Below are 18790 nucleotides of genomic sequence, written 5' to 3'. Positions count from 1 at the left end.
ATTTTCTCATTTTCTCCGGCGCCGGACGGATTTCCCGCGAGCACCACCTGAGCGGCGTCCGGGCGCGAATTTCCTCGCTGTGATCTAACACGTTTTTTACAGGCCGGACGACCATCCCGGGCGTAAGACGTCGTGACTGCCCGAGAACCCCGCGGCCTGTCGCGTGCCGGATCGGAGAGGTGGATCGTCCTGGTGTTTCGTTCGAAGTTGATCGGCACGGCGCTCGTGACGGCGGCGCTGGTGAGCGCCTGTGGCGCAGGAGGATCCACCCAGAGCGGAACGGCGACCTGGACCTGCGCGCCGGGTGTCACTGACGACGAGATCACGGTCGGCGTCCTCTACCCGGACAGCGGCGCGATGTCGGCCCAGTACACCGGATACCGCTCCGGTGTCGAGGCCCGCATGGCGGAGCAGAATGCCGCCGGCGGGGTCGGCGGCCGCCGGATCACGACGATCTGGCGTGATGACGAGTCCAGCCCGGGCGTCAACCTGCGCGCGGCGAAGGATCTCGTGACCGCGGGCGCGTTCGCGATCCTCGAGCACACGGCGTACTCGGAACAGTCCGCGCCCTGGCTCGACCAGCAGCACATTCCAGTGGTGGGTGTGGCCGACCAGCCGCTGTGGGCGGACCACCCGAACATGTTCACGTACACATACGTCGCCGACGACACCGAGGCGACGACCACCCTGGGGCAGTTCGTCCAGTCCCGCGGCGGAACCCGGGCGGCGCTGATCATCACCTCGGCGACCCGGGCTTCCCTGCTCTACGCCGAGAGCGCGCGACGCAGCCTGGCGGCGGCGGGCATCCCGGTCGTGTTCGAGGAGCCGATCGACGGCATCACCATGCCCGACGTCGTCGGGCGGATCGTCCGGACCGGAGCGGACACCCTGGTCGCGGCCACCTCGCTCGACATCTACATCGGCGCCCTGATCACCGCCGCCGAGCGGGGCCACCCGTTCGGGACGGCGGTCTCCCCCGCCGGCTACGACATGCGCGTGCTGGTCTCCGGCCTGCGGCAGGCCCTGGCCGGCACCTACACGCCGCTGCCCTTCACCGCGCTGGAGCGGGGCCTGCCCGCCCACCGCGACTACCTGTCCGCGATGACCCGGCACGCCCCCGAGATCCAGCCGCCGAGCCAACAGAGCGCCGTCAACGGGTGGATCAGTGCCGACCTGTTCCTGCGCGGACTGCGGACCCAGGGGCACTGCCCGACCCGCGACTCCTACATCCGCGGGCTGCGCGGAGTGACCGACTACGACGCCGGCGGCCTGCTCACCCAGAAGATCAACTTCTCGGCCGGGCAGGGCCGGCTGGACCGCTGCGCCGACTTCGTCCGCGTCTCCGCGACCGGTGACGTGTTCGAGGTCGTCGAGCCGCAGCCGCGGTGCGGCGAGCTCGTCCCGGCGGCTCCGGCCGTCACCGCGGCGACGGCCGCGGCACAGGACGGCGCAGGCCGGTCTGGACATCTGCTCACGTAGCGGCCAAGGTCGGTGGCCCCCGGTCAGATCCGCCCGGGACGGCCCACACCTGGAGGAGTCGCCGATGACCGGTCACCGACGCTGCGCGCCCTGTGCCGTGCCGCCGCACATCCTCGAGCGCATTGCCCGGAACGGGAACGACGAGCAGCGCGCCCGCGCGCTGTCCACCATGGCCCAGGACTCCTCGCACCGCAGCGTGCGGGTGCACAACGCCCTGATGCGCTCCGTGCAGCGCCCGGCGACCCCGCCGCGGCTGGCCCCGACCAGCGGCCCGCGCCGCACGATCGGCGACGCGAAGGAGTCCGAGGACCTGCCGGGCACGACCGTGCGCGCCGAGGGCGACGCCCCGGTGGCCGACGTCGCCGTGAACGAGGCGTACGACGGCCTCGGCGCCACGTTCGCGTTCTTCCTCGACGCCTACGGCCGGGACTCCGTCGACGACGACGGGATGGGCCTGCTCGCGACCGTGCACTACGGCGATCATTACGAAAATGCCTTCTGGAACGGCCGGCAGATGGTCTTCGGCGACGGTGACGGCGAGCTGTTCAACCGGTTCACGGTCTCGCTGGACATCATCGGCCACGAGCTCGCGCACGGCGTCACCGAGGACGAGGCGCAGCTGATGTACCTGAACCAGTCGGGCGCGCTGAACGAGTCGCTGAGCGACGTCTTCGGCTCGCTGGTGAAGCAGCACCTGCGCGGCCAGACCGCCGAGGAGGCCGACTGGCTGATCGGCGAGGGCCTGCTCACCGACGCCGTGCAGGGCGTGGCGCTGCGGTCGATGAAGGAGCCTGGCACGGCCTACGACGACCCGGTGCTCGGCGACGACATTCAGCCCGCGCACATGGACGGCTACGTCCGCACGACGACCGACAACGGCGGGGTGCACATCAACTCGGGCATCCCGAACAAGGCTTTCCACACGCTCGCGGTGGCCCTCGGCGGCCACGCCTGGGAGCGCGCGGGCCGGATCTGGTACGAGGCGCTGCGCGCGCCCCAGCTCCGGCCGAACGCGACGTTCCGGTCGTTCGCCGCCGCCACCTCGCGCCAGGCCCAGGTGCTGTTCGGGCCCGAGGAGACCCAGGCCGTGCGGGACGCCTGGGCCTCGGTCGGCGTTCCGGTCTGACGCCCCGGCCGGGCGGGGAGAATCGGAGGGTGACCGACGACCGGAACACCGGGTCCCGCCTGGACGGCGGCGGGCCCGCCGACCTGGCCGGGCGCATCCGGGTGATCCTGGAACGCTCTGGCGGGATCATCGGCCGGCCGGTCCGGCGCGGGCTCGACACCGCCCGGCTCCCCGCCGACCAGGCGGCCACGCTGCGGTCGCTGGCGGCCTCGCTCACCGCCGGGCCGGACGGTACCGCCGGGCCAGGCGGCACCGGCGGCGGCCCGGCGGGGGCGGATCGCTTCGTCTACGTGATCGAGGTGGAGTTCCAGGGCGGCCGGGTGGAGCGGACGTTCCACGAGCCGGTGCCCGAAGGGGTCAGACCCCTGCTGACGTTGCTGTCACGCGCGCCGCGGCTGCCCGCTCGGCCCGGACCACCACCGCCATCGTCTCCAGCAGGTGGTTCTCCGCGTCGATGAGCGCGGCGCTCGACGGCTCGTGGCTCCTGGTCACCGAGATGCCGACGGCGATCGGCACCGCCGACTCCCGGGCCCAGGAGCGGCGGACCTCGTCGGCCATCGCCTCGGCCCGTTCCCGCCCGCCGGTCGGGACGGCCACCGCGAACCGGCTGTCCGACCAGCGGGCGAGATACGCGGACTCGTCGCAGACGGCCCGCAGGAGCTCGGCGAACCGACTGGTCAACCTGTCCCGGCCCGCCTGGACGTCGAACAGGCACACCGCGGCGCCCGGCGACAGCCCCTGCAGGGTGGAGAGGAAGGCCGCCCGGCCGGTCAGCCCGGCCGTGCCGTCCGGGTGGTGCTCCCGAGCCGAGGCGGCCCGCAGCCGGCCGAGGCCGTGCCCCGCCTGCCCGGCCAGCAGCGCCATCGCGCGGTACAGCGACGGGTCGATCGCGGCCACCGGGGCCGGCCAGCGGGCGCACATGACGCCGAGCGCACCGCCCTCCCCCGGGATCGGGACGAGGAACGCGGAGGCCACACCACTGGCGCGGACGATGTCCAGGTTGAAGCCGGGAAAGGTCGGCGCGTCCGGGACGAACAGTGGGCTCTGTGTCCGCAGGACCTCGCCGATGACCGTCTCGTCGTTCGAGCTGAACCGCTGCCCCGGCTTGATGAGGGAGGTGGCCCCGGGCGCGAGGGAAGCCCCGACGGAGTTGTAGACCGTCGAGCCGGGCGTGTCGGACATCAGGACGGTGACGACGTCGCCGCCCAGCATGTGCCGCGCGGCGTCACTGACCAGGGACGCGGCCGCAGGGAGATCATCCGGGTAACAGAGCTGGTCCAGCGCCCGGGCGGTGTCGGTGACCACGGCGAGCAGCACGGCCTCCCGGCGGACGTCCATCATGACCGCGGCGTGCTGGGCGAGGCTCTCCAGCGCCTCGCGCTGGCCCGGGGTGAGCCGCCGCTGGATCCGGTCGTTGATCGTGACCGCACCGATGGCGTAGCCGTCGGAGGTCCGCACCGGGACGGCTGCGATGAAACGGGCCTTCCGGCCGGGGAACGCCCTGGTCCCGTGCGCGAACCGGGTGTCGAGCATCGCGTCCGGGATCTCCAGCAGCTCGCCCGCCGCGACGGCGTGCGAGGCCACGCCGACCCGGGCCGGCACGTCCTTCAGTTCGTGGCCGTGGCGGCCCAGGTAGGTCTCCGAGTCGGCGCCGACCAGGAGCACCGACCCCACGTTGCAGCCGGTCATCGCGGCCGCGAGGGCCGCCATGTCGTCCAGGGGGTAGGTCCGCGGCCGGAACGCGATCTCGTAGCGCCGGGTCGCGGCGACCCGCGCCGCCTCGTCCGCCACCGGCGGGGCCAGGACACCGAACCGCCGCGTCTGCGACACCGTGAAGGGGGCATCCGGGCCGACGATCGGCTCGGAACGCGCCGCGTCCACCGCCTCCACCGCGTCGGCCGCAGACCCGGCACCGCCCACCGGCACGCCGCTGCCGGCCGGCACAGCACCACCAGCCGGCAGGGCGGCAGGGGCCGCCGCACCGGCGGCGCCGGGGCGGTCGGCGGGTGCGGCCCGCTCCACCAGCAGGTCCTCGAGATGCGACGGCGGGCGCGGGCGCGAGACCGCGTCGCCCTGCAGGATGTCACAGCCGAGCTCGGTCATCATCCGCAGCGTCCGGTCGTCCTCGACGCCCTCGCCGACGACCCGCAGGCCGAGCCGGTGGCCGAGGTCCAGCACCGAACGCACGATCGCCGCGTCCAGCAGGCTGCCGCGGACGTCCGCGACGAACCCGCGGTCGATCTTGACCTCGTCGAACGGCAGCGCCTTGAGGATCTCCATCGAGCTGTAACCGGTGCCGAAGTCGTCCAGGGCGAGCTTGACGCCCTTGCTGCGCAGCTCCCGGAGCATGGCGGCGGCCCGGCCGGGCTGGGTCACCAGGGCGCTCTCGGTGATCTCGAGGGTCAGTACGTCCGGGGGGAGCTGGTGGCGGGCCAGGCTCCCGGTCACCAGGCTGGGCAGGTCGTCCAGGACGAGCATGCGGGCGGAGAGGTTCACCGAGACGGGCACGTGCAGCCCACGGGCGGCCCACACGGCGCACTGCCGCAGCGCCTCGTCCAGCACCCACCTCGTGACGTCGACGATGAGCGCCGAGCGCTCCGCCATCGGCAGGAACGCGCCGGGCGGCAACAGTCCGCGGGTCGGATGGCTCCAGCGCACGAGAGCCTCGACGCCGACGATCCGCCCGGTCGCCGCCGCCTGGAGCGGCTGGTAGAAGACGATGAGCTCGTCCCTGGCGATGGCCGCGCGCAGCTCCGCGTACAGCGCGATCTCCCAGGAGCGCACGCCCGCGATGCCCGCGTCCCACAGCCCGACCCGCTCGCCCTCGCGCTTGGCCCGGGACAGCGCCGCGTCCGCGCAGGGCAGCAACGACCCGATCGTCTCCCCGTCGCGCGGGGCGACCGCCAGCCCGGCGCTCGCCTCGACCTCGACCTCGACGCCGTGCACGGTGAACGGCCCCTCGATCTGGCGCAGCACCGACCGGCCGAGCTCGCGCAGGTCGCTCTCCCGACTCGCCGACGTCGACACGGACCCGCCGCGGTCCGGATCTCCGCGGCTGGCATCACCACCGCCCAGCTCGTCGTCGTCACGGCGGTCCGCGCCGGGCGGGCCGGGGATGACGAGCGCGAACTCGTCGCTGCCGAGCCGGCCGACGAAGGACGGCCGCGGCGTCACCGCGGGAAGAGCGCGGGCCAGCTGGCGCAGCAGCTCGTCACCGGCCTCGTGCCCCAGCGCGTCGTTGACCTCCCGGAACCGGTTGATGTCGAGCAGGAGAAGGACCGCCTCGCGGTCCTTCTTGACCGCCCGCGCGATCGCCGGGTCCGCGGCACGGGTCAGCCCGCTGCGTGCCACCAGGGACGTCAGCGGATCGGAGTAGGCCTGCTCCCCGCGCCACTGGAACAGCCCGTACATCACCAGGCAGCCGCCGGCCGAGCTGACGGCCGCGGTGATCAGCAGCGCCGGCGAGCCGGCGAGAGCGGAGTTGACCGACGCCGCCAGCAGCAGCGTCAGGGCCACCCAGGCCGCCATGGCCAGGCTCCAGCCGAGCCTGAGCACACCGCAGTAGCTGGCGATCCAGGGGAACCACAGCAGGAACAGCTGGCTTTCCTCCCCGGGTATGGCGTCCGCGGCCGCGGCTCCCATCCCGGCCGCCATCGAGGCGGCGGCGAGCGCGGCCAGCCACGGCCACCGCTCGTGGGCGGCGACGAGCCGCTGGATGAGGGCCAGGTTGACCAGCGCGATGGCCAGTGCGATCCACGTCCCGGCACGCAGCCGCCCCGGGGATCCGGGGACGGTCAGGACCAACAGGAAGAACCCCACCATCCCGACGGTGAGGACCACTAGCAGGCGGCGGCGGTCGACGACTACGGGACCGCTGGTCACGACCCGTCCCCCTCTCCCTGGCCGCGGCAGGTCCCCGGCGCTGGGCGCTGACCGGCACCGTTGTGGCGGCCAGTGGCCGACGGGGCCCGGGCGCGCCGGACCACCCGCGCGGACGACAGAGACCTGACGTAGTCAGAACATAACCAAAAACCGAATGAATCTAACGTCCGCGACGACGCTTTACCAACCACATTTCGGACAGGCGGCGTGAATTCCGGATGATTCAACGCCGACGACGATGACCACGGCTGGGATTGTCGACTCCATCGCCGGAAAGGCGGAAAAGAGGCGGAAACCAGGGAAGCCAGGCTCCGGTCGCCGGTGTCAGTGACCGGCTTCGTCCCAGGTCCGGCCGGCGCCGACGCTCACCTCGAGCGGCACGGACATCTCGTACGCGCTACCCATCTCGGCTCGGACCAGCGCCTCGACCTCAGCCCGCTCGCCGGGGGCGATCTCCAGGACGAGTTCGTCGTGCACCTGAAGCAGCAGCCTGGAGCTCAGGTCACGCGAGCGCAGCGCCCGACCCACGCCCAACATCGCGATCTTGATGATGTCGGCCGCCGATCCCTGGATGGGGGCGTTCAGCGCCATCCGCTCGGCCATCTGCCGGCGCTGGGTGTTGTCGCTGGTCAGATCGGGCAGGTAACGGCGGCGGCCCATGATGGTCTCGGTGTAACCATCACGGCGGGCCTGGTCGACGACCCCGCGCAGAAAGTCCCGGACGCCACCGAAACGGGCGAAATAGGCGTCCATCTGCTCGCGTGCCTCATCGGGGGCGATTCCGAGTTGGCCGGCGAGCCCGAAGGCGGACAGGCCGTAGGCCAGCCCGTAGGACATCGCCTTGATACGCCGGCGCAGCTCGGGATCGACCTCGGAGACCGGCAGCCCGAACGCCTGCGCGGCCACGAAGGAATGGAGGTCCTCGCCCGATGCGAACGCCTCGATGAGGCCGGCATCACCGGACAGGTGCGCCATCAGCCGCATCTCGATCTGCGAGTAGTCGGCCGTCAGCAGTGTCTCGTACCCCTGGCCGACCACGAACGCCTGCCGGATCTGCCGGCCCTGCGGGGTGCGGATCGGGATGTTCTGCAGGTTCGGGTCGGTGGACGACAGCCGGCCGGTCGCCGCGATCATCTGGTTGAACGTGGTGTGGATCCGGCCGGCGTCGTCGATCATCGGGATGAGTGAGTCGACGACGGTCTTGAGCCGGGCGACGTCGCGGTGGTGCAGCAGCACGGGGATCAGCGGGTGGTCGGACTGGGTGGCCAGCCACGCCAGCGCGTCGGCGTCGGTCGTGTAGCCGGTCTTGATGCGCTTGGTCTTCGGGAGCGCGAGCTCGTCGAACAGGATCTGCTGGAGCTGCTTGGGCGAGCCGAGGTTGAAGGTGCGCCCGACGATGCCGTGCGCCTGTGCGGCGACGTCGGACACCTCACCGCCGTAGTGCTTCTGCAGCTCGAGGAGGTGATCCTCGTCGGCCGCGATGCCCGCGCGCTCCATCGTCGCCAGGACGGTCACCAGCGGGAGTTCCATCTCCCGCAGCAGGCGGGCCGCGGACCTGCGCTCCAGGTCGCCGTCGAGGGCGTCGGCCAGCTCGAGCGCGGCCCGGGCGCGGATCGCGTCGGCCTCCGCCTCGTCGGCCTCGCCGGAACCGTCGAGGGTGAGCTGGCCGTTGCTCGGGGCGTCCGACTTCAGTTCGCGGTGCAGGTAACGCAGGGCCAGGTCGGCGAGGTCGAAGGAGCGCTGGCCGGGCAGCGCCAGGTAGGCCGCGAGCGCGGTGTCGCTGGTGACACCGGCCAGGGTGAAACCGGCCTCGGCCAGCGCCAGCATCGGGCCCTTGAGGTCGTGGCCGGCCTTCGCCCTGTCCGGGTCGGCCAGCCAGTTGCCGAGCGCCGCGGAGTCGCCGGCGGTGAGCTGGGTCGGGTCGATCCAGGCGGCGGCGCCGTCGGCGGCGGCGAGGGCCACCGAGACGATCACCCCGGTGCCCCGGCCCCAGGTGCCGCGCAGGTGCAGGCCCGTGCGGCCGGCGCCGGAGGCGTGCTCGGCGAGCCACGAGGCGAGTTCGTCCGGCCCGAGCATGCTCAGCTCGATCTCGAAGCCCTCGTCGGCGGCCGGCGGCGCCACCGACAGCGCCGCGTACAGCCGCTCCCGCAGCACCCGGAACTGCAGCGTGTCGAAGAGCTGGTGGACGGCCTCGCGATCCCAGGGGTGCAGGCGCAGGTCTGCCGGCGTCAGTTCCAGCGGCACCTCACGGGCCAGCTCGGTCAGCGAACGGTTACGGATGACGTTGGACAGGTGCTCCCGCAGCGACGCGCCGGTCTTGCCACCGATCTCGTCGGCCCGGTCGACCAGCTCGGCCAGCGAGCCGAACTGCTGGATCCACTTGGTGGCCGTCTTCTCCCCCACCCCGGGCACCGAGGGCAGGTTGTCGGACGGGTCGCCGCGCAGCGCGGCGAAGTCGGGGTACTGCACCGGGGACAGGCCGTACTTGGCCTGCACCTCGTCGGGGGTGAAACGCGTCATGTCGCTGATGCCCTTGCGGGTCATCAGCACCGTCACCCGCTCGTTCACCAGCTGCAGCGCGTCGCGGTCGCCGGTCACGACCAGGACGTCCATCCCCTCCGCGGACGCCTGGGTGGCGAGGGTGGCGATCACGTCGTCGGCCTCGTACCCGGCGGCGCTCACCCCGGGCACCGCCAGCGCGTCGCAGACCTGGTGGATCAGCGCGACCTGGCCGACGAAGTCCGCCGGCGTCTCCGAGCGACCGGCCTTGTACTCGGCGTACTGCGTGTGCCGGAACGTCGGGGTCGGCAGATCCCACGCGACGGCGACATGCGTGGGCTTCTCGTCGCGCAGGACGTTGATCAGCATCGAGGTGAAGCCGTAGACGGCGTTCGTCGGCTGGCCGGTGCTGGTCGAGAAGTTCTCCACCGGGAGCGCGAAGAAGGCGCGGTAGGCCAGCGAGTGCCCGTCGAGCAGCAGCAGCCGGGAACGGTCCGCGGACGCCGACGCACGGCTGGCCGCCGACGAGCTGCTGGACGGGGACGAGGTAGTCGCAGGCACGCGGCGAGTCTAGGCCGTGGGTACGACAGGTCCGCGCATGTCCGGCGGAGGGCCAGGAGGAGATACAACCGGGACGCGCCACGAGCCCTACGCCGAGCTGTTCGTGGTGGTCGCGGCCTGTGGGAGTTCCGAGGTTCCGCGGAACTCCATGATCGGCCGTGGCCCGCGGCGGCCGCGCGGTCGAGCCGGCGGCGTGCGCAGGCCCTGCACCGCCCTGGCCAGCCCCAGCCCCGTGCCTGTGCCGGACGCCGACCGCGCCCGATGACCAATGAGGAATTGAACTAATGTGCTCGACGTGTCCAGAACGGCGACGAGTACGGACGATCAGATCAACATGCTCAATGAGCTCAACGAGCACCGCGGCGAGCTCGGCGAACGCCTGGGGATCGTGCTGACGGAGGCGAGCGCGCAGCGCGTGGTCGCCACGATGCCGGTCGCCGGCAACCGCCAGCCCTACGGCCTGCTGCACGGCGGTGCCTCGGTGGCGCTCGCGGAGACCGTCGGCTCGGTCGCCTCGATGCTCTCGGCCGGGGCCGACCGGGTCGCCGTCGGGATCGAGATCAACGCCACCCACCACCGCGCGGTCACCGACGGCGTCGTGACGGCGGTCGCGACTCAGGTGCACGGGGGGTCGACGCTGGCCACCTACGACATCCGGGTCACTGACGAGGCCGGCCGGGCGGTGTGCACCTGCCGGCTGACCTGCATGCTGCGCGACCGCCCACCGGCCGGCGGGAAGATCCCGGCGCCGGGATCGGGCGACGCGGACCGCAAGCCGTGACCGGTACGCGGTGAACGGCGCGCGCAGCCGCCCTGCTACCGTCGACTGCAGGTGGACGCCCGGGGCGGACGAGTAGAAAACGCCGGGCACGGGGAAGGTTCGGACGGCACCAAAGTCCACCCCGGGCATTCGCCAAAGCGCCGGCCACAGGCCCCGCGAGCCACATCCCCGGCACCGGTGCCACTTCGGTGCCACGGCGTCGGAATCTAGGGTGCCACGGCGTCGGAATCGCTCGGGCTGCCCAGGTAGGCGTCGCGCACCCGGGGGTCGCGGGCCAGCTCGTCAGCACTGCCCGCGAGTGCCACCTGGCCGGTGTCCAGGACGTAGCCCCGGTGCGCGATCCGCAGCGCCGCCGCCGCGTTCTGCTCCACCAGCAGGACGGTCACCCCGTCCGCGTTGATCTCCTCGATCACTTCGAAGATCGTCGCGACCAGTTTCGGGGCCAGCCCGAGAGAGGGCTCGTCCAGCAGGACCAGCCGGGGCCGGGCCATCAGCGCCCGCCCGATCGCCAGCATCTGCTGCTCCCCGCCGGAGAGCGTGCCCGCGGGCTGGCGGTCCCGCTCGGCGAGGCGTGGGAACAGCGCGTGCACCCGGTCGAGGCCACGGCGGACGTCCCGGCGGGCTTCTCGGCGGGCGTCGCGGCCGGCACGGCTCCAGGCCCGGCGGCGGTCGGTGTAGGCGCCCATCGCGAGGTTCTCGGCCACCGTCATCGCCGGGAAGATCCGCCGTCCCTCGGGCACATGGCTGATGCCGAGCGCGGCTACCCGGTGCACCGGCAGCCCCGGCGAGTCCCGCGTGCCGTCGGACCAGGCACCGGCGCCGCAGTTCCCACTGGTACCGCTGTGCCCACTGGTACCGCCGCCGGTGCCAGTGCCACCGAGCCCGGTGCCGCTGCCGGTGCCAGCCAGGCGGGCGCCGTCGAACCAGACCGAGCCGCGAGCGGGCGGGAGGAGTCCGGAGATCATCCGCAGGGTGGTGGTCTTCCCGGCTCCGTTCGCGCCGAGCAGGGCCACCACCTCGCCCGGGTCCACCCGCAGCGAGATCCCCCGCAGCGCGGTTACGGCTCCGTAGGCCACCTCGGCGTCGCGCACGTCCAACAGCGGTCGCTCGGGAACGGTCAGGTCGACCAACGTCCCGGCCGGAATCGTGCTCCTGAACGCCGAGACGCTCCCGGCCTGCGGTGCACTCCCGACCTGTGAGGCACTCCCGGTCGGCGGCATGCTCCCGGTCGGCGGCGTGCTGTCGACCGGCGAGATGTTCTCCAGCGGCGCGATGTTCTCGAGTGGCGATCCGTCGAGGGGGTTCCCCTCCGGTGTCACGGCCCGTCCCGCCTCTCGTCCGGTTCGCCGAGGTAGGCCTCGACGACGGCGGGGTCGGCCCGAACCTCGTCGGGACGTCCCGCGGCGATCACCCGGCCGAAGTTGAGCACGACGATCGCGCGGGCGACGGCGGCCACCAACCGGATGTCGTGCTCGATGAGGAGCACCGAGATCCCCCGCCCCGCGATGGCGTGGATGAGCGTGACGAGGTCCGTGCGCTCCGCGGCGGTGGCACCGGCGGCCGGCTCGTCGAGCAGAAGCAGCGAGGGGGACGTGCCGAGCGCGCGGGCGATCTCCAGCCGTCGCTGCTCCCCGTAGGCCAGGGCGGCCGCCGGCCGCTCGGCACGGTGGCCCAGCCCGACGAAGTCGAGCAGCTCATGGCAGCGGTCGAGGGTCTCCCGTTCCTCCCGCCGCACGGCCCTGGTCGGCAGCAGCCCGCGCAGCGCCCCCGTCCGGGCCCGCACCTCGACGCCGACCTGCACGTTCTCCACCGCCGACATCTCGGGAAACAGGCGGATGTTCTGGAACGTCCGGGCCACGCCGAGCCGCGCGACCCGGTGCGGGGACCGCCCGACCAGCTCGACGCCGTCATCCGCGGGCCAGAAGCGCGCGCTGCCCCGCTGCGGCCGGTAGGCACCGGTCAGGCAGTTGAACAGGGACGTCTTCCCGGCCCCGTTCGGGCCGATGACGGCCAGCACGCTTCCCCGGTCCTGGCGCAGCGAGACGCCGTCCAGGCTGGTCAGCCCGCCGAAGCGCAGGGTGACGTCGCGGACGTCCAGGACCGGCCCGAGGGTCGTCGACGGCCGCGGGCCGGGGATGGGCCGGCCGGTCACCGCGCCGCCTCGGTCGACGCTGCGGGCCCGGCTGGTCCCGGGGCTCCGGCGCGCTCGGTGGGAACCGCCGGGCGCTCCGGAGCGGCGGCCGGGCCGGGGCTGGCGGGTGCCCGCGGGCCCCGCGGCGGCAGCAGGCCCTGCGGACGGAAGATCATCATCAGGATCACCACTGCGCCGAAGTAGATGTAGCGGTCCGCGGGCGGGACCGTGTCACGCAGGAGGAAGGCCGTCCCCTGCAGGACCAGCGCCCCGAGCACCACGCCGAGCCGCGAGCCCATACCACCGAAGATCACGATGGTCAGCACGAGGAGGGAGGACTGCAGGCCGAACGTCTGCGGGTTGAAGAACTGCTTGGTCGCCAGGACCACGCCGGCGAAGCCCGACACGGACGCGCCGACGGCGAAGGCCAGCAGCTTCATCCGCATCGTCGCCACGCCCGTGGCCTCGGCGGCCACCTCGTCCTGGCGGATCGCCGTCCAGGCCCGGCCGGTCCGGGAGCGCTCCCACCGGCCGAAGACCACCATGACGAGCACGATCAGGACGACGAGGAGGTAGTAGTAGGGCAACGGCCTCAGGCCCCAGGAGTAGTGCACACCCGGCAGGTCGACCGACAGCGGCGGCAGGCCGAACACGCCGCGCGGGCCGCCGGTGACGCCGTCGGCGTTGTTCGCGAGCAACTGGACGATCTCGCCGAACCCGAGGGTGACGATGGCCAGGTAGTCCCCGCGCAGGCGCAGCGTGGGGCCGCCCAGGACGACACCCGCGACGGCCGCCACGACCAGTGCGACGGGTAGCGCGAAGAACGGGTTGACCTGCCAGGGCGCGTGCCAGGGCATCGCGTCCGCGGACGTCACGTAGGCCGTGGTGTAGGCGCCGATCGCGAAGAAGGCGATGTAGCCGAGATCGAGCAGTCCGGCGTAGCCGACGACGACGTTCAGGCCGAGGGCGAGCAGGGCGTAGATCCCGATCTCGCTCACCAGCGCCTGCTGGGCCGCCGTGGACAGCAGCGGCGGGACCGCCACGGCGACGGCGAGCAGCGCCAGGTTGCCCGCCGGCGCCGACCACCGGCCCCGGCGGAATGCCGCCCAACGGCCCCGGCGGAACGACGTCCACGCGGCACCGGCCGGCGCCACCCACGCCCCGCCGCCCAGCGCGGCCAGGCGACCGCCGCCCAGCGCGGCGCCGTGGCCGGCGGACCGGAGCCGGGTCGTCAGCCGGTCGGCACCGATCGACAGCGCCCACAGCGCGAGTCCCCCGGCAGCGAACCCGGCCGCCCGCGCGGGCGTGAACGAGCCTTCGATCCCCGCCAGTGGGCGGTCGGCGTCTCCGGACGGGCCCGTCACCACCGCGGCGATCACGGCCAGGAACAGGCAGGCACCCAGCCGCCGGGCCGCCGGCGACCTGGCCACGACCGGCCAGGGCACACCCCCCGGCCGGGCCGCCCCCGGCCGGGCCATCCGCGACCGCAGTTCTCGCAGCTGGGCCCGCCGCGACTGGGCCTTCCGTGCCCGGACGGAATGCGACCGGACCGCGGGCGACCGCCGCGGCACGGGCCGGCGGAGCTTCACGCCGGCCGCCCCAGCCTGGTCCCGAGCAGACCGGACGGGCGCACCAGCAGCACCAGCACCAGCACCGTGAAGGCGATGACGTTCTTGTAGGAGGCGTCGAACAGGTAGCCGCCGAAGCTCTCGACCAGGCCGAGCAGCAGCCCGCCGAGGACCGCGCCGCGCACGTTGCCGATCCCGCCGAGCACCGCCGCGGTGAAGGCCTTGATCCCCGGGACGAACCCCATCGTGTACGAGGCGTTGAAGGTCATCGCGTAGAGGAACCCGCCCGCGCCGGCCAGCAGCCCGCCGAGCACGAACGTCACGACGATGACCTTCTGGACGTCCACGCCCATCAGGCCGGCGCACTCGGCGTCCTGGGCCACCGCGCGCACGGACTGCCCCAGCCGGGTTCCGGCCACGAGGTGGTCCACGGCGAGCAGCATCGCCAGCGCCGTGCAGGCGATGACCAGCGACTGCGTGGAGATCTCCGCGCCGAGCACCGTCACCACGGTCCCGTTGGTGAACAGGTCGGGCACCGGGATGCTCTGCCGGCCGAACTCCTTGCCGGCCAGGTTGAAGGCGAACAGCGAGGCCCCGATCGCGCTGATCAGGTAGGCGAGCCGGGGCGCGCCGCGACGGCGCAGCGGCCGGTAGGCGCAGCGTTCCAGCGCGTACGCGGCCGCGGCGCCGGCCAGCGCGCCTGCCACCAGCCCGAACAGCACCAGCCCGGCCGACGTGAGACCGGACGGGGTGGCGCCCGCCGGGACCAGCGCCCGGCTGGCGAAGAGCCCGCCGAACGCGCCGAGCATGAACACCTCGCTGTGCGCGAAGTTGATCAGCTGCAGAACCCCGTAGACGAGCGTGTATCCCAGGGCGATCACCGCGTAGAGCGCGCCCACCATGAGACCGTCGATCGTGAGCTGGCTGATCTGCTCAGCCGAGCCCATGCCCCACCCGCCGGGAAGGCGCTCGCCGGCCGGTCACGGCTTGACGAGCGAGCTGACCGGCCCGAGCACCACGCGCTGGCCGTCCTTCACCTGGTACACGTAGACGGTCGAGCCCTGGACGTCACCGTTGCGCTCGAAGCGGATCCGCTTGGTCACCCCGGGGAAGTCGACCGAGCCGAAGTCGGCGAGCACCGACTCGCGGCTGGCGCCGGTCCCGAGCTTGCGCAGCACCGAGATGATGGCGTTGGTGGCGTCGTAGGCCTCGCCGGAGTACGTGCCCGGCTTCAGGCCGCTGTTGACCTTCTTGTACTCGCTGACGAAGCCGGTGGCGGCCGGGTCGGTGTTGGCGTCCGAGCAGGGGCAGGTGATGAGCGTGCCCTCCGCGTTCGCCGCGCCGGCCTGGCGGATGTACTGGTCGTCGTTCGAGCCGTCGCCGCTGAGGATCGCCCCGTCGTACCCCTTGCTGCGCAGCGCCTTCGTGAGGAGCGCGAAGTCGGAGTAGTACCCGGAGTAGTAGACGGCGTCGGCGCCGTCCGCCATGATCTTCGTCGCCTGGGAGGTGTAGTCCTTCGTCGGGTTGATCCCGTCGTGGGTGTAGGCGACGCCCGCCTGCTTCAGGCCGCGCTCGACGGCGCCGGAGAGGCCGGTGCCGTACTCGCTGCGGTCGTCCAGCGAGTAGACGCGCTTGGCCTTCACGACCTTGGCGAGGTACTCGGCGGCGCCGGCGCCCTGCACGGTGTCCGGCGCGATCACCCGGTAGAAGCTGGTGAACCCGAGGTCGGTGAGCGCCGGGGCGGTCGCCGACGGGCTGACCGACAGCAGGCCTGTCTGGCTGTACAGCGGCTCGCTGGCCTTCGTCGGCGCGGAGAACACCGGGCCGACGACCGCGACGACGTCCGGGTTGTCGATGAGCTTCTGGGCGGCGGTCGGCCCCTGCTCGGGCACGCCCTGGTCGTCGGAGGCGACGATCCGCAGGGTGAACGGCAGGCCGCCGGTGCGGTTGGCCAGGTCGACGGCGGTCAGCACGCCGTTGTAGGCGTTGATGCCGAGCTGCTGGTTCTCCCCGGACAGCGGCCCCTGGAAGCCGATGAGGAACTCCTTGGTACCGGCCTCGTTCGAGTCACCACCGCCGCAGGCGGTCAACGCCGCGCCGACCATCGCCAGGCCCGCGACCACCCCGGCGACCGGCCGCAGGACCCCGGCCCGTCTGGTCCTGGGTCGAGGGGTGCGTGGGCTGCCCGTCATGCCACGTCCTTCCGCTGCTTTCCACCGGCGCGCGGGCGCGCTCCGCGCAGCGGAAACCTAGCGGCTCCACCCGAGCGATGAAAGCTGAAAGTAAGAGTGTCGTGACTTCACGTGGTACTAGACGTGCTTTGGCACCCAGACGTCGCGGGAAGCAATCAGGGCGAGTCGACCTGCAACGGGACGAAGTTTCCACCGAGCACCGAGTACAGCACCACGCGCGGATCGATGACGTCGCCCTTCGTGTCGAAGGCGACCTGGCCGGTGACTCCGGCGAAGTCCCCGGCACCGACCGCGCGGACCAGCGCCTGGCGGGTCGCCATGTCCACCTCCGTCCGGCCGGGCAGGACCGCCGCCGCCGCCCGGATCAGCGCCCGCGCGGCGTCGTAGGCGTAGGCCGCCACCGGCGGGATCGCCGCCTCCCGCAGATCCGCCAGGGCGGCGTCCCGGGCGCGGCGCACCTCCAGCTCACGCTCCGAGGGGCTCGCCGTACCGGCCTCGCTCGCGCCGGATCTGCTCGCGCCCGCCTCGTCGGCCGCGGACGCGGAACCGGACGTGTGGCTCGGGTCCACGGACGCGGACGTGGCCGTGGCGTGACCCGGAGCGCCGGAAGCCGTCGGCGCCGGCTCTGGTTCCGGCTCCGGCTCCGGCTCAATGGACGTCCCGTCGGGCAGGAGCCCGTCCGCGCCCACCGTCGGCCCGCCGAACCGCTCCGAGTAGGCCGCCACGAACGCCCCGGCCGCCGGGAGGCGTGACAGCGGCACCGACAGGTCCGCGACGACGTCACCGTCCGCCGCGGAGTCCGAGCGCTCCACGTAGTCGCGGTCGAGCAGGCCGTCCGCGCCCATCACCTGGACGGCCACCCCCTCGTCCGCGAGCGCTCCACGCAGCTCGCCGGCGAAGCCGGCACCCGTCGCCAGGTACACCAGATCGGGTGCCTCGTCCTGGATGGCCTTCGCCGTCTCGCGGACCTGCTCGCCGGCGGTCGACGCGCCGTCGACCCGGTGCACCGTCGGCACGGTCGCCCCCGCGGCCCGCGCGTGCCGGGCGAACCGCTCCGCGAGCGTGATCGTGCCGTAGTCCGGGCCGCCGTCGACGACACTGATCCGCGAGCGCCCCAGCGTGTTCACGGCATAGTCGGCCGTCACCTGGGCGAGCAGTTCGTCGGTGCCGCTGAGCCGGAAGTACGTGGGATACGGGCGGGTGTTCGACGCGCTCTCCGGCGCCGTCAGCGTCGGCTCCGCGTTGGACGGCGAGATCACCGGGATGCCCACGCTGCTCAGCCTGTCCAGGGACACCATCGCCACGCTGGAGCTGAGCGGGCCGACGACCCCGATCACCCGGCTGTCGTCGGCGAACAGATCCGCCCCGGCCGCGCCGCCGTCGGGGCGGGCGAGGTCGTCGTGGGCGGCCACCTCGAGCTTCCAGCCCGGGACGGCCCCCTGCCGGTTGGCCTCCTCGACCGCGAGGGTGACCGCGTCGCGCACACTCACGCCCGCGTCGGCCGAGCCCCCCGACAGGGGCGCCATCACGCCGATCGTGGCGACCTTCGTCGCCGACGTTCCAGAACCAGCACCGTCCAGCACCGCGGCGAGCCCCAGGCCGAGCCCGGTGGGGACAGCGAGCACCAGCACCAGCACCGCGGCGAGAACGACCCGCCCCCGGGTGTCACGCGTCGACCTGCGGGCCCAGTGGTCCAGCCGGCGCGCGGCGGACGGCACCGCCCGCGACACCGGACGCACCCACCCGGCGAGTGTCACCCCGGCAGCCGGCCGCGCCGGCTCCGAGCCCGCCGCGGGCGCTGAACCGCCTGCTGGATTCCGGCCCGCCGCGGGCTCCGGGCCCGAATCCGGATCGGTGACCTGGGCGGGACCCGTTGCCGGCTCCGGACCGGTAGCCGCGTCCGAACCGGTGGCCCGCTCCGGCCTGGTGGCCGGGTCCGGGCCCGGGTCCGGGTCGCGCGGGCTCACGAGCTGGGCAGCGCCTCACCGGAGAGCACAGCCTCCGCGACGGCGCGCATCGTCCGGCGCTGGTTCATCGACGTCCGCTGGATCCAGCGGAACGCGTCCGGCTCGGTCATCCCGTGCTCGGTCTGCAGTACGCCCTTCGCCCGCTCAATGATCTTGCGAGCCTCCAGGCGCCCCTGCAGATCCTCGACCTCGGCCTCGAGGCTGACGATCTCGGTGAACCGGCTCATCGCCATCTCGATGGTCGGGAGCAGGTCCTTCTTCTGGAACGGCTTGACCACGTACGCCATGGCCCCCGCCTCGCGCGCACGCTCCACGAGCTCGCGCTGACTGAACGCGGTGAGGATGACCACCGGGGCGATGCGCTCCTTGGCGATCCGCGCGCCCGCGTCGATGCCGTCCATCTTCGGCATCTTGACGTCCAGGATCACGAGGTCGGGGCGCAGCTTCCCCGCGAGGGCCACAGCGGTCTCGCCGTCCCCCGCCTCACCGACGACCTCGTAGCCCTCTTCCTGGAGCATCTCCCTGAGGTCCAGCCGGATCAACGCTTCGTCCTCAGCGATCAACACCCGACGCGGCGTCGAGGAAGGCTGGCTCATCGAGTTGA

General features: G+C 72.9%; 13 protein-coding genes. 4 read left to right on the top strand and 9 right to left on the bottom strand.

Annotated features, from left to right (window positions below):
- Nucleotides 1–192: 192 nt before the first annotated feature.
- The 3 genes from AC559T_RS26860 to AC559T_RS26850 all read left to right on the top strand — a co-directional run bounded on the left by AC559T_RS26860 (nucleotide 193) and on the right by AC559T_RS26850 (nucleotide 3063).
- The gene (locus tag AC559T_RS26860) at nucleotides 193–1479 is read left to right on the top strand and encodes an ABC transporter substrate-binding protein (RefSeq protein ID WP_112107462.1); all 1287 of its coding nucleotides are present in this window, start codon (nucleotides 193–195) and stop codon (nucleotides 1477–1479) included.
- A gap of 64 nt (nucleotides 1480–1543) precedes the next feature.
- Nucleotides 1544–2605, top strand: a complete 1062-nt coding sequence (locus tag AC559T_RS26855; RefSeq protein WP_112107388.1) for a M4 family metallopeptidase — start codon at nucleotides 1544–1546, stop codon at nucleotides 2603–2605.
- Nucleotides 2606–2634: 29 nt separating this feature from the next.
- Complete coding sequence (locus tag AC559T_RS26850; RefSeq protein ID WP_498870495.1) at nucleotides 2635–3063, top strand: protealysin inhibitor emfourin; 429 nt, start codon at nucleotides 2635–2637, stop codon at nucleotides 3061–3063.
- Here the strand turns inward: AC559T_RS26850 and AC559T_RS26845 are convergent.
- Nucleotides 2963–6487 (bottom strand): EAL domain-containing protein, encoded by a 3525-nt coding sequence (locus AC559T_RS26845; RefSeq protein WP_498870494.1) that lies wholly within the window; start codon nucleotides 6485–6487, stop codon nucleotides 2963–2965. The two genes, AC559T_RS26850 and AC559T_RS26845, sit on opposite strands and share 101 nt — an antisense overlap.
- Before the next feature lie 324 nt (nucleotides 6488–6811).
- The gene (gene polA, locus AC559T_RS26840) at nucleotides 6812–9547 is read right to left on the bottom strand and encodes a DNA polymerase I (RefSeq protein ID WP_498870493.1); all 2736 of its coding nucleotides are present in this window, start codon (nucleotides 9545–9547) and stop codon (nucleotides 6812–6814) included.
- Nucleotides 9548–9833: 286 nt separating this feature from the next.
- Here polA and AC559T_RS26835 point away from each other — a divergent pair, with 286 nt between their 5' ends.
- Nucleotides 9834–10328, top strand: coding sequence for a PaaI family thioesterase (locus tag AC559T_RS26835; RefSeq protein WP_112107381.1), 495 nt, complete (start codon nucleotides 9834–9836; stop codon nucleotides 10326–10328).
- A gap of 206 nt (nucleotides 10329–10534) precedes the next feature.
- Here the strand turns inward: AC559T_RS26835 and AC559T_RS26830 are convergent, their stop codons facing one another.
- The 7 genes from AC559T_RS26830 to AC559T_RS26800 form a co-directional block, all read right to left on the bottom strand.
- Nucleotides 10535–11647 carry an ABC transporter ATP-binding protein gene (locus tag AC559T_RS26830; RefSeq protein WP_498870492.1) on the bottom strand — a complete coding sequence of 371 codons (1113 nt, stop codon included), beginning with the start codon at nucleotides 11645–11647 and terminating at the stop codon, nucleotides 10535–10537.
- Nucleotides 11644–12480, bottom strand: coding sequence for an ABC transporter ATP-binding protein (locus AC559T_RS26825; protein WP_112107377.1), 837 nt, complete (start codon nucleotides 12478–12480; stop codon nucleotides 11644–11646). The genes AC559T_RS26830 and AC559T_RS26825 overlap by 4 nt, the downstream gene beginning before the upstream one ends.
- Nucleotides 12477–13937: a branched-chain amino acid ABC transporter permease gene (locus AC559T_RS26820; RefSeq protein WP_498870511.1), complete on the bottom strand. Its 1461-nt coding sequence runs from the start codon at nucleotides 13935–13937 to the stop codon at nucleotides 12477–12479. Before AC559T_RS26820 ends, AC559T_RS26825 begins: the two co-directional genes overlap by 4 nt.
- A 107-nt stretch (nucleotides 13938–14044) precedes the next feature.
- The gene (locus AC559T_RS26815; protein ID WP_071065537.1) at nucleotides 14045–14974 is read right to left on the bottom strand and encodes a branched-chain amino acid ABC transporter permease; all 930 of its coding nucleotides are present in this window, start codon (nucleotides 14972–14974) and stop codon (nucleotides 14045–14047) included.
- 33 nt (nucleotides 14975–15007) lie between these two features.
- A complete protein-coding gene (locus AC559T_RS26810; RefSeq protein WP_020459641.1) occupies nucleotides 15008–16219 on the bottom strand; it encodes a branched-chain amino acid ABC transporter substrate-binding protein in 1212 nt (403 codons plus the stop codon).
- 155 nt (nucleotides 16220–16374) lie between these two features.
- On the bottom strand, nucleotides 16375–18186 hold the full coding sequence (locus AC559T_RS26805) for a branched-chain amino acid ABC transporter substrate-binding protein (RefSeq protein ID WP_498870491.1): 1812 nt from the start codon (nucleotides 18184–18186) through the stop codon (nucleotides 16375–16377).
- Nucleotides 18183–18782 carry an ANTAR domain-containing response regulator gene (locus AC559T_RS26800; protein WP_020459639.1) on the bottom strand — a complete coding sequence of 200 codons (600 nt, stop codon included), beginning with the start codon at nucleotides 18780–18782 and terminating at the stop codon, nucleotides 18183–18185. The genes AC559T_RS26805 and AC559T_RS26800 overlap by 4 nt, the downstream gene beginning before the upstream one ends.
- Nucleotides 18783–18790: the final 8 nt, after the last annotated feature.

The sequence above is a fragment of the Frankia sp. Hr75.2 genome (assembly GCF_949319125.1).
Classification (GTDB): Bacteria; Actinomycetota; Actinomycetes; order Frankiales; family Frankiaceae; genus Parafrankia; species Parafrankia soli.
Note: the sequence above shows the minus strand (reverse complement) of the source record. Positions and strands in the feature narration are given on the sequence as shown.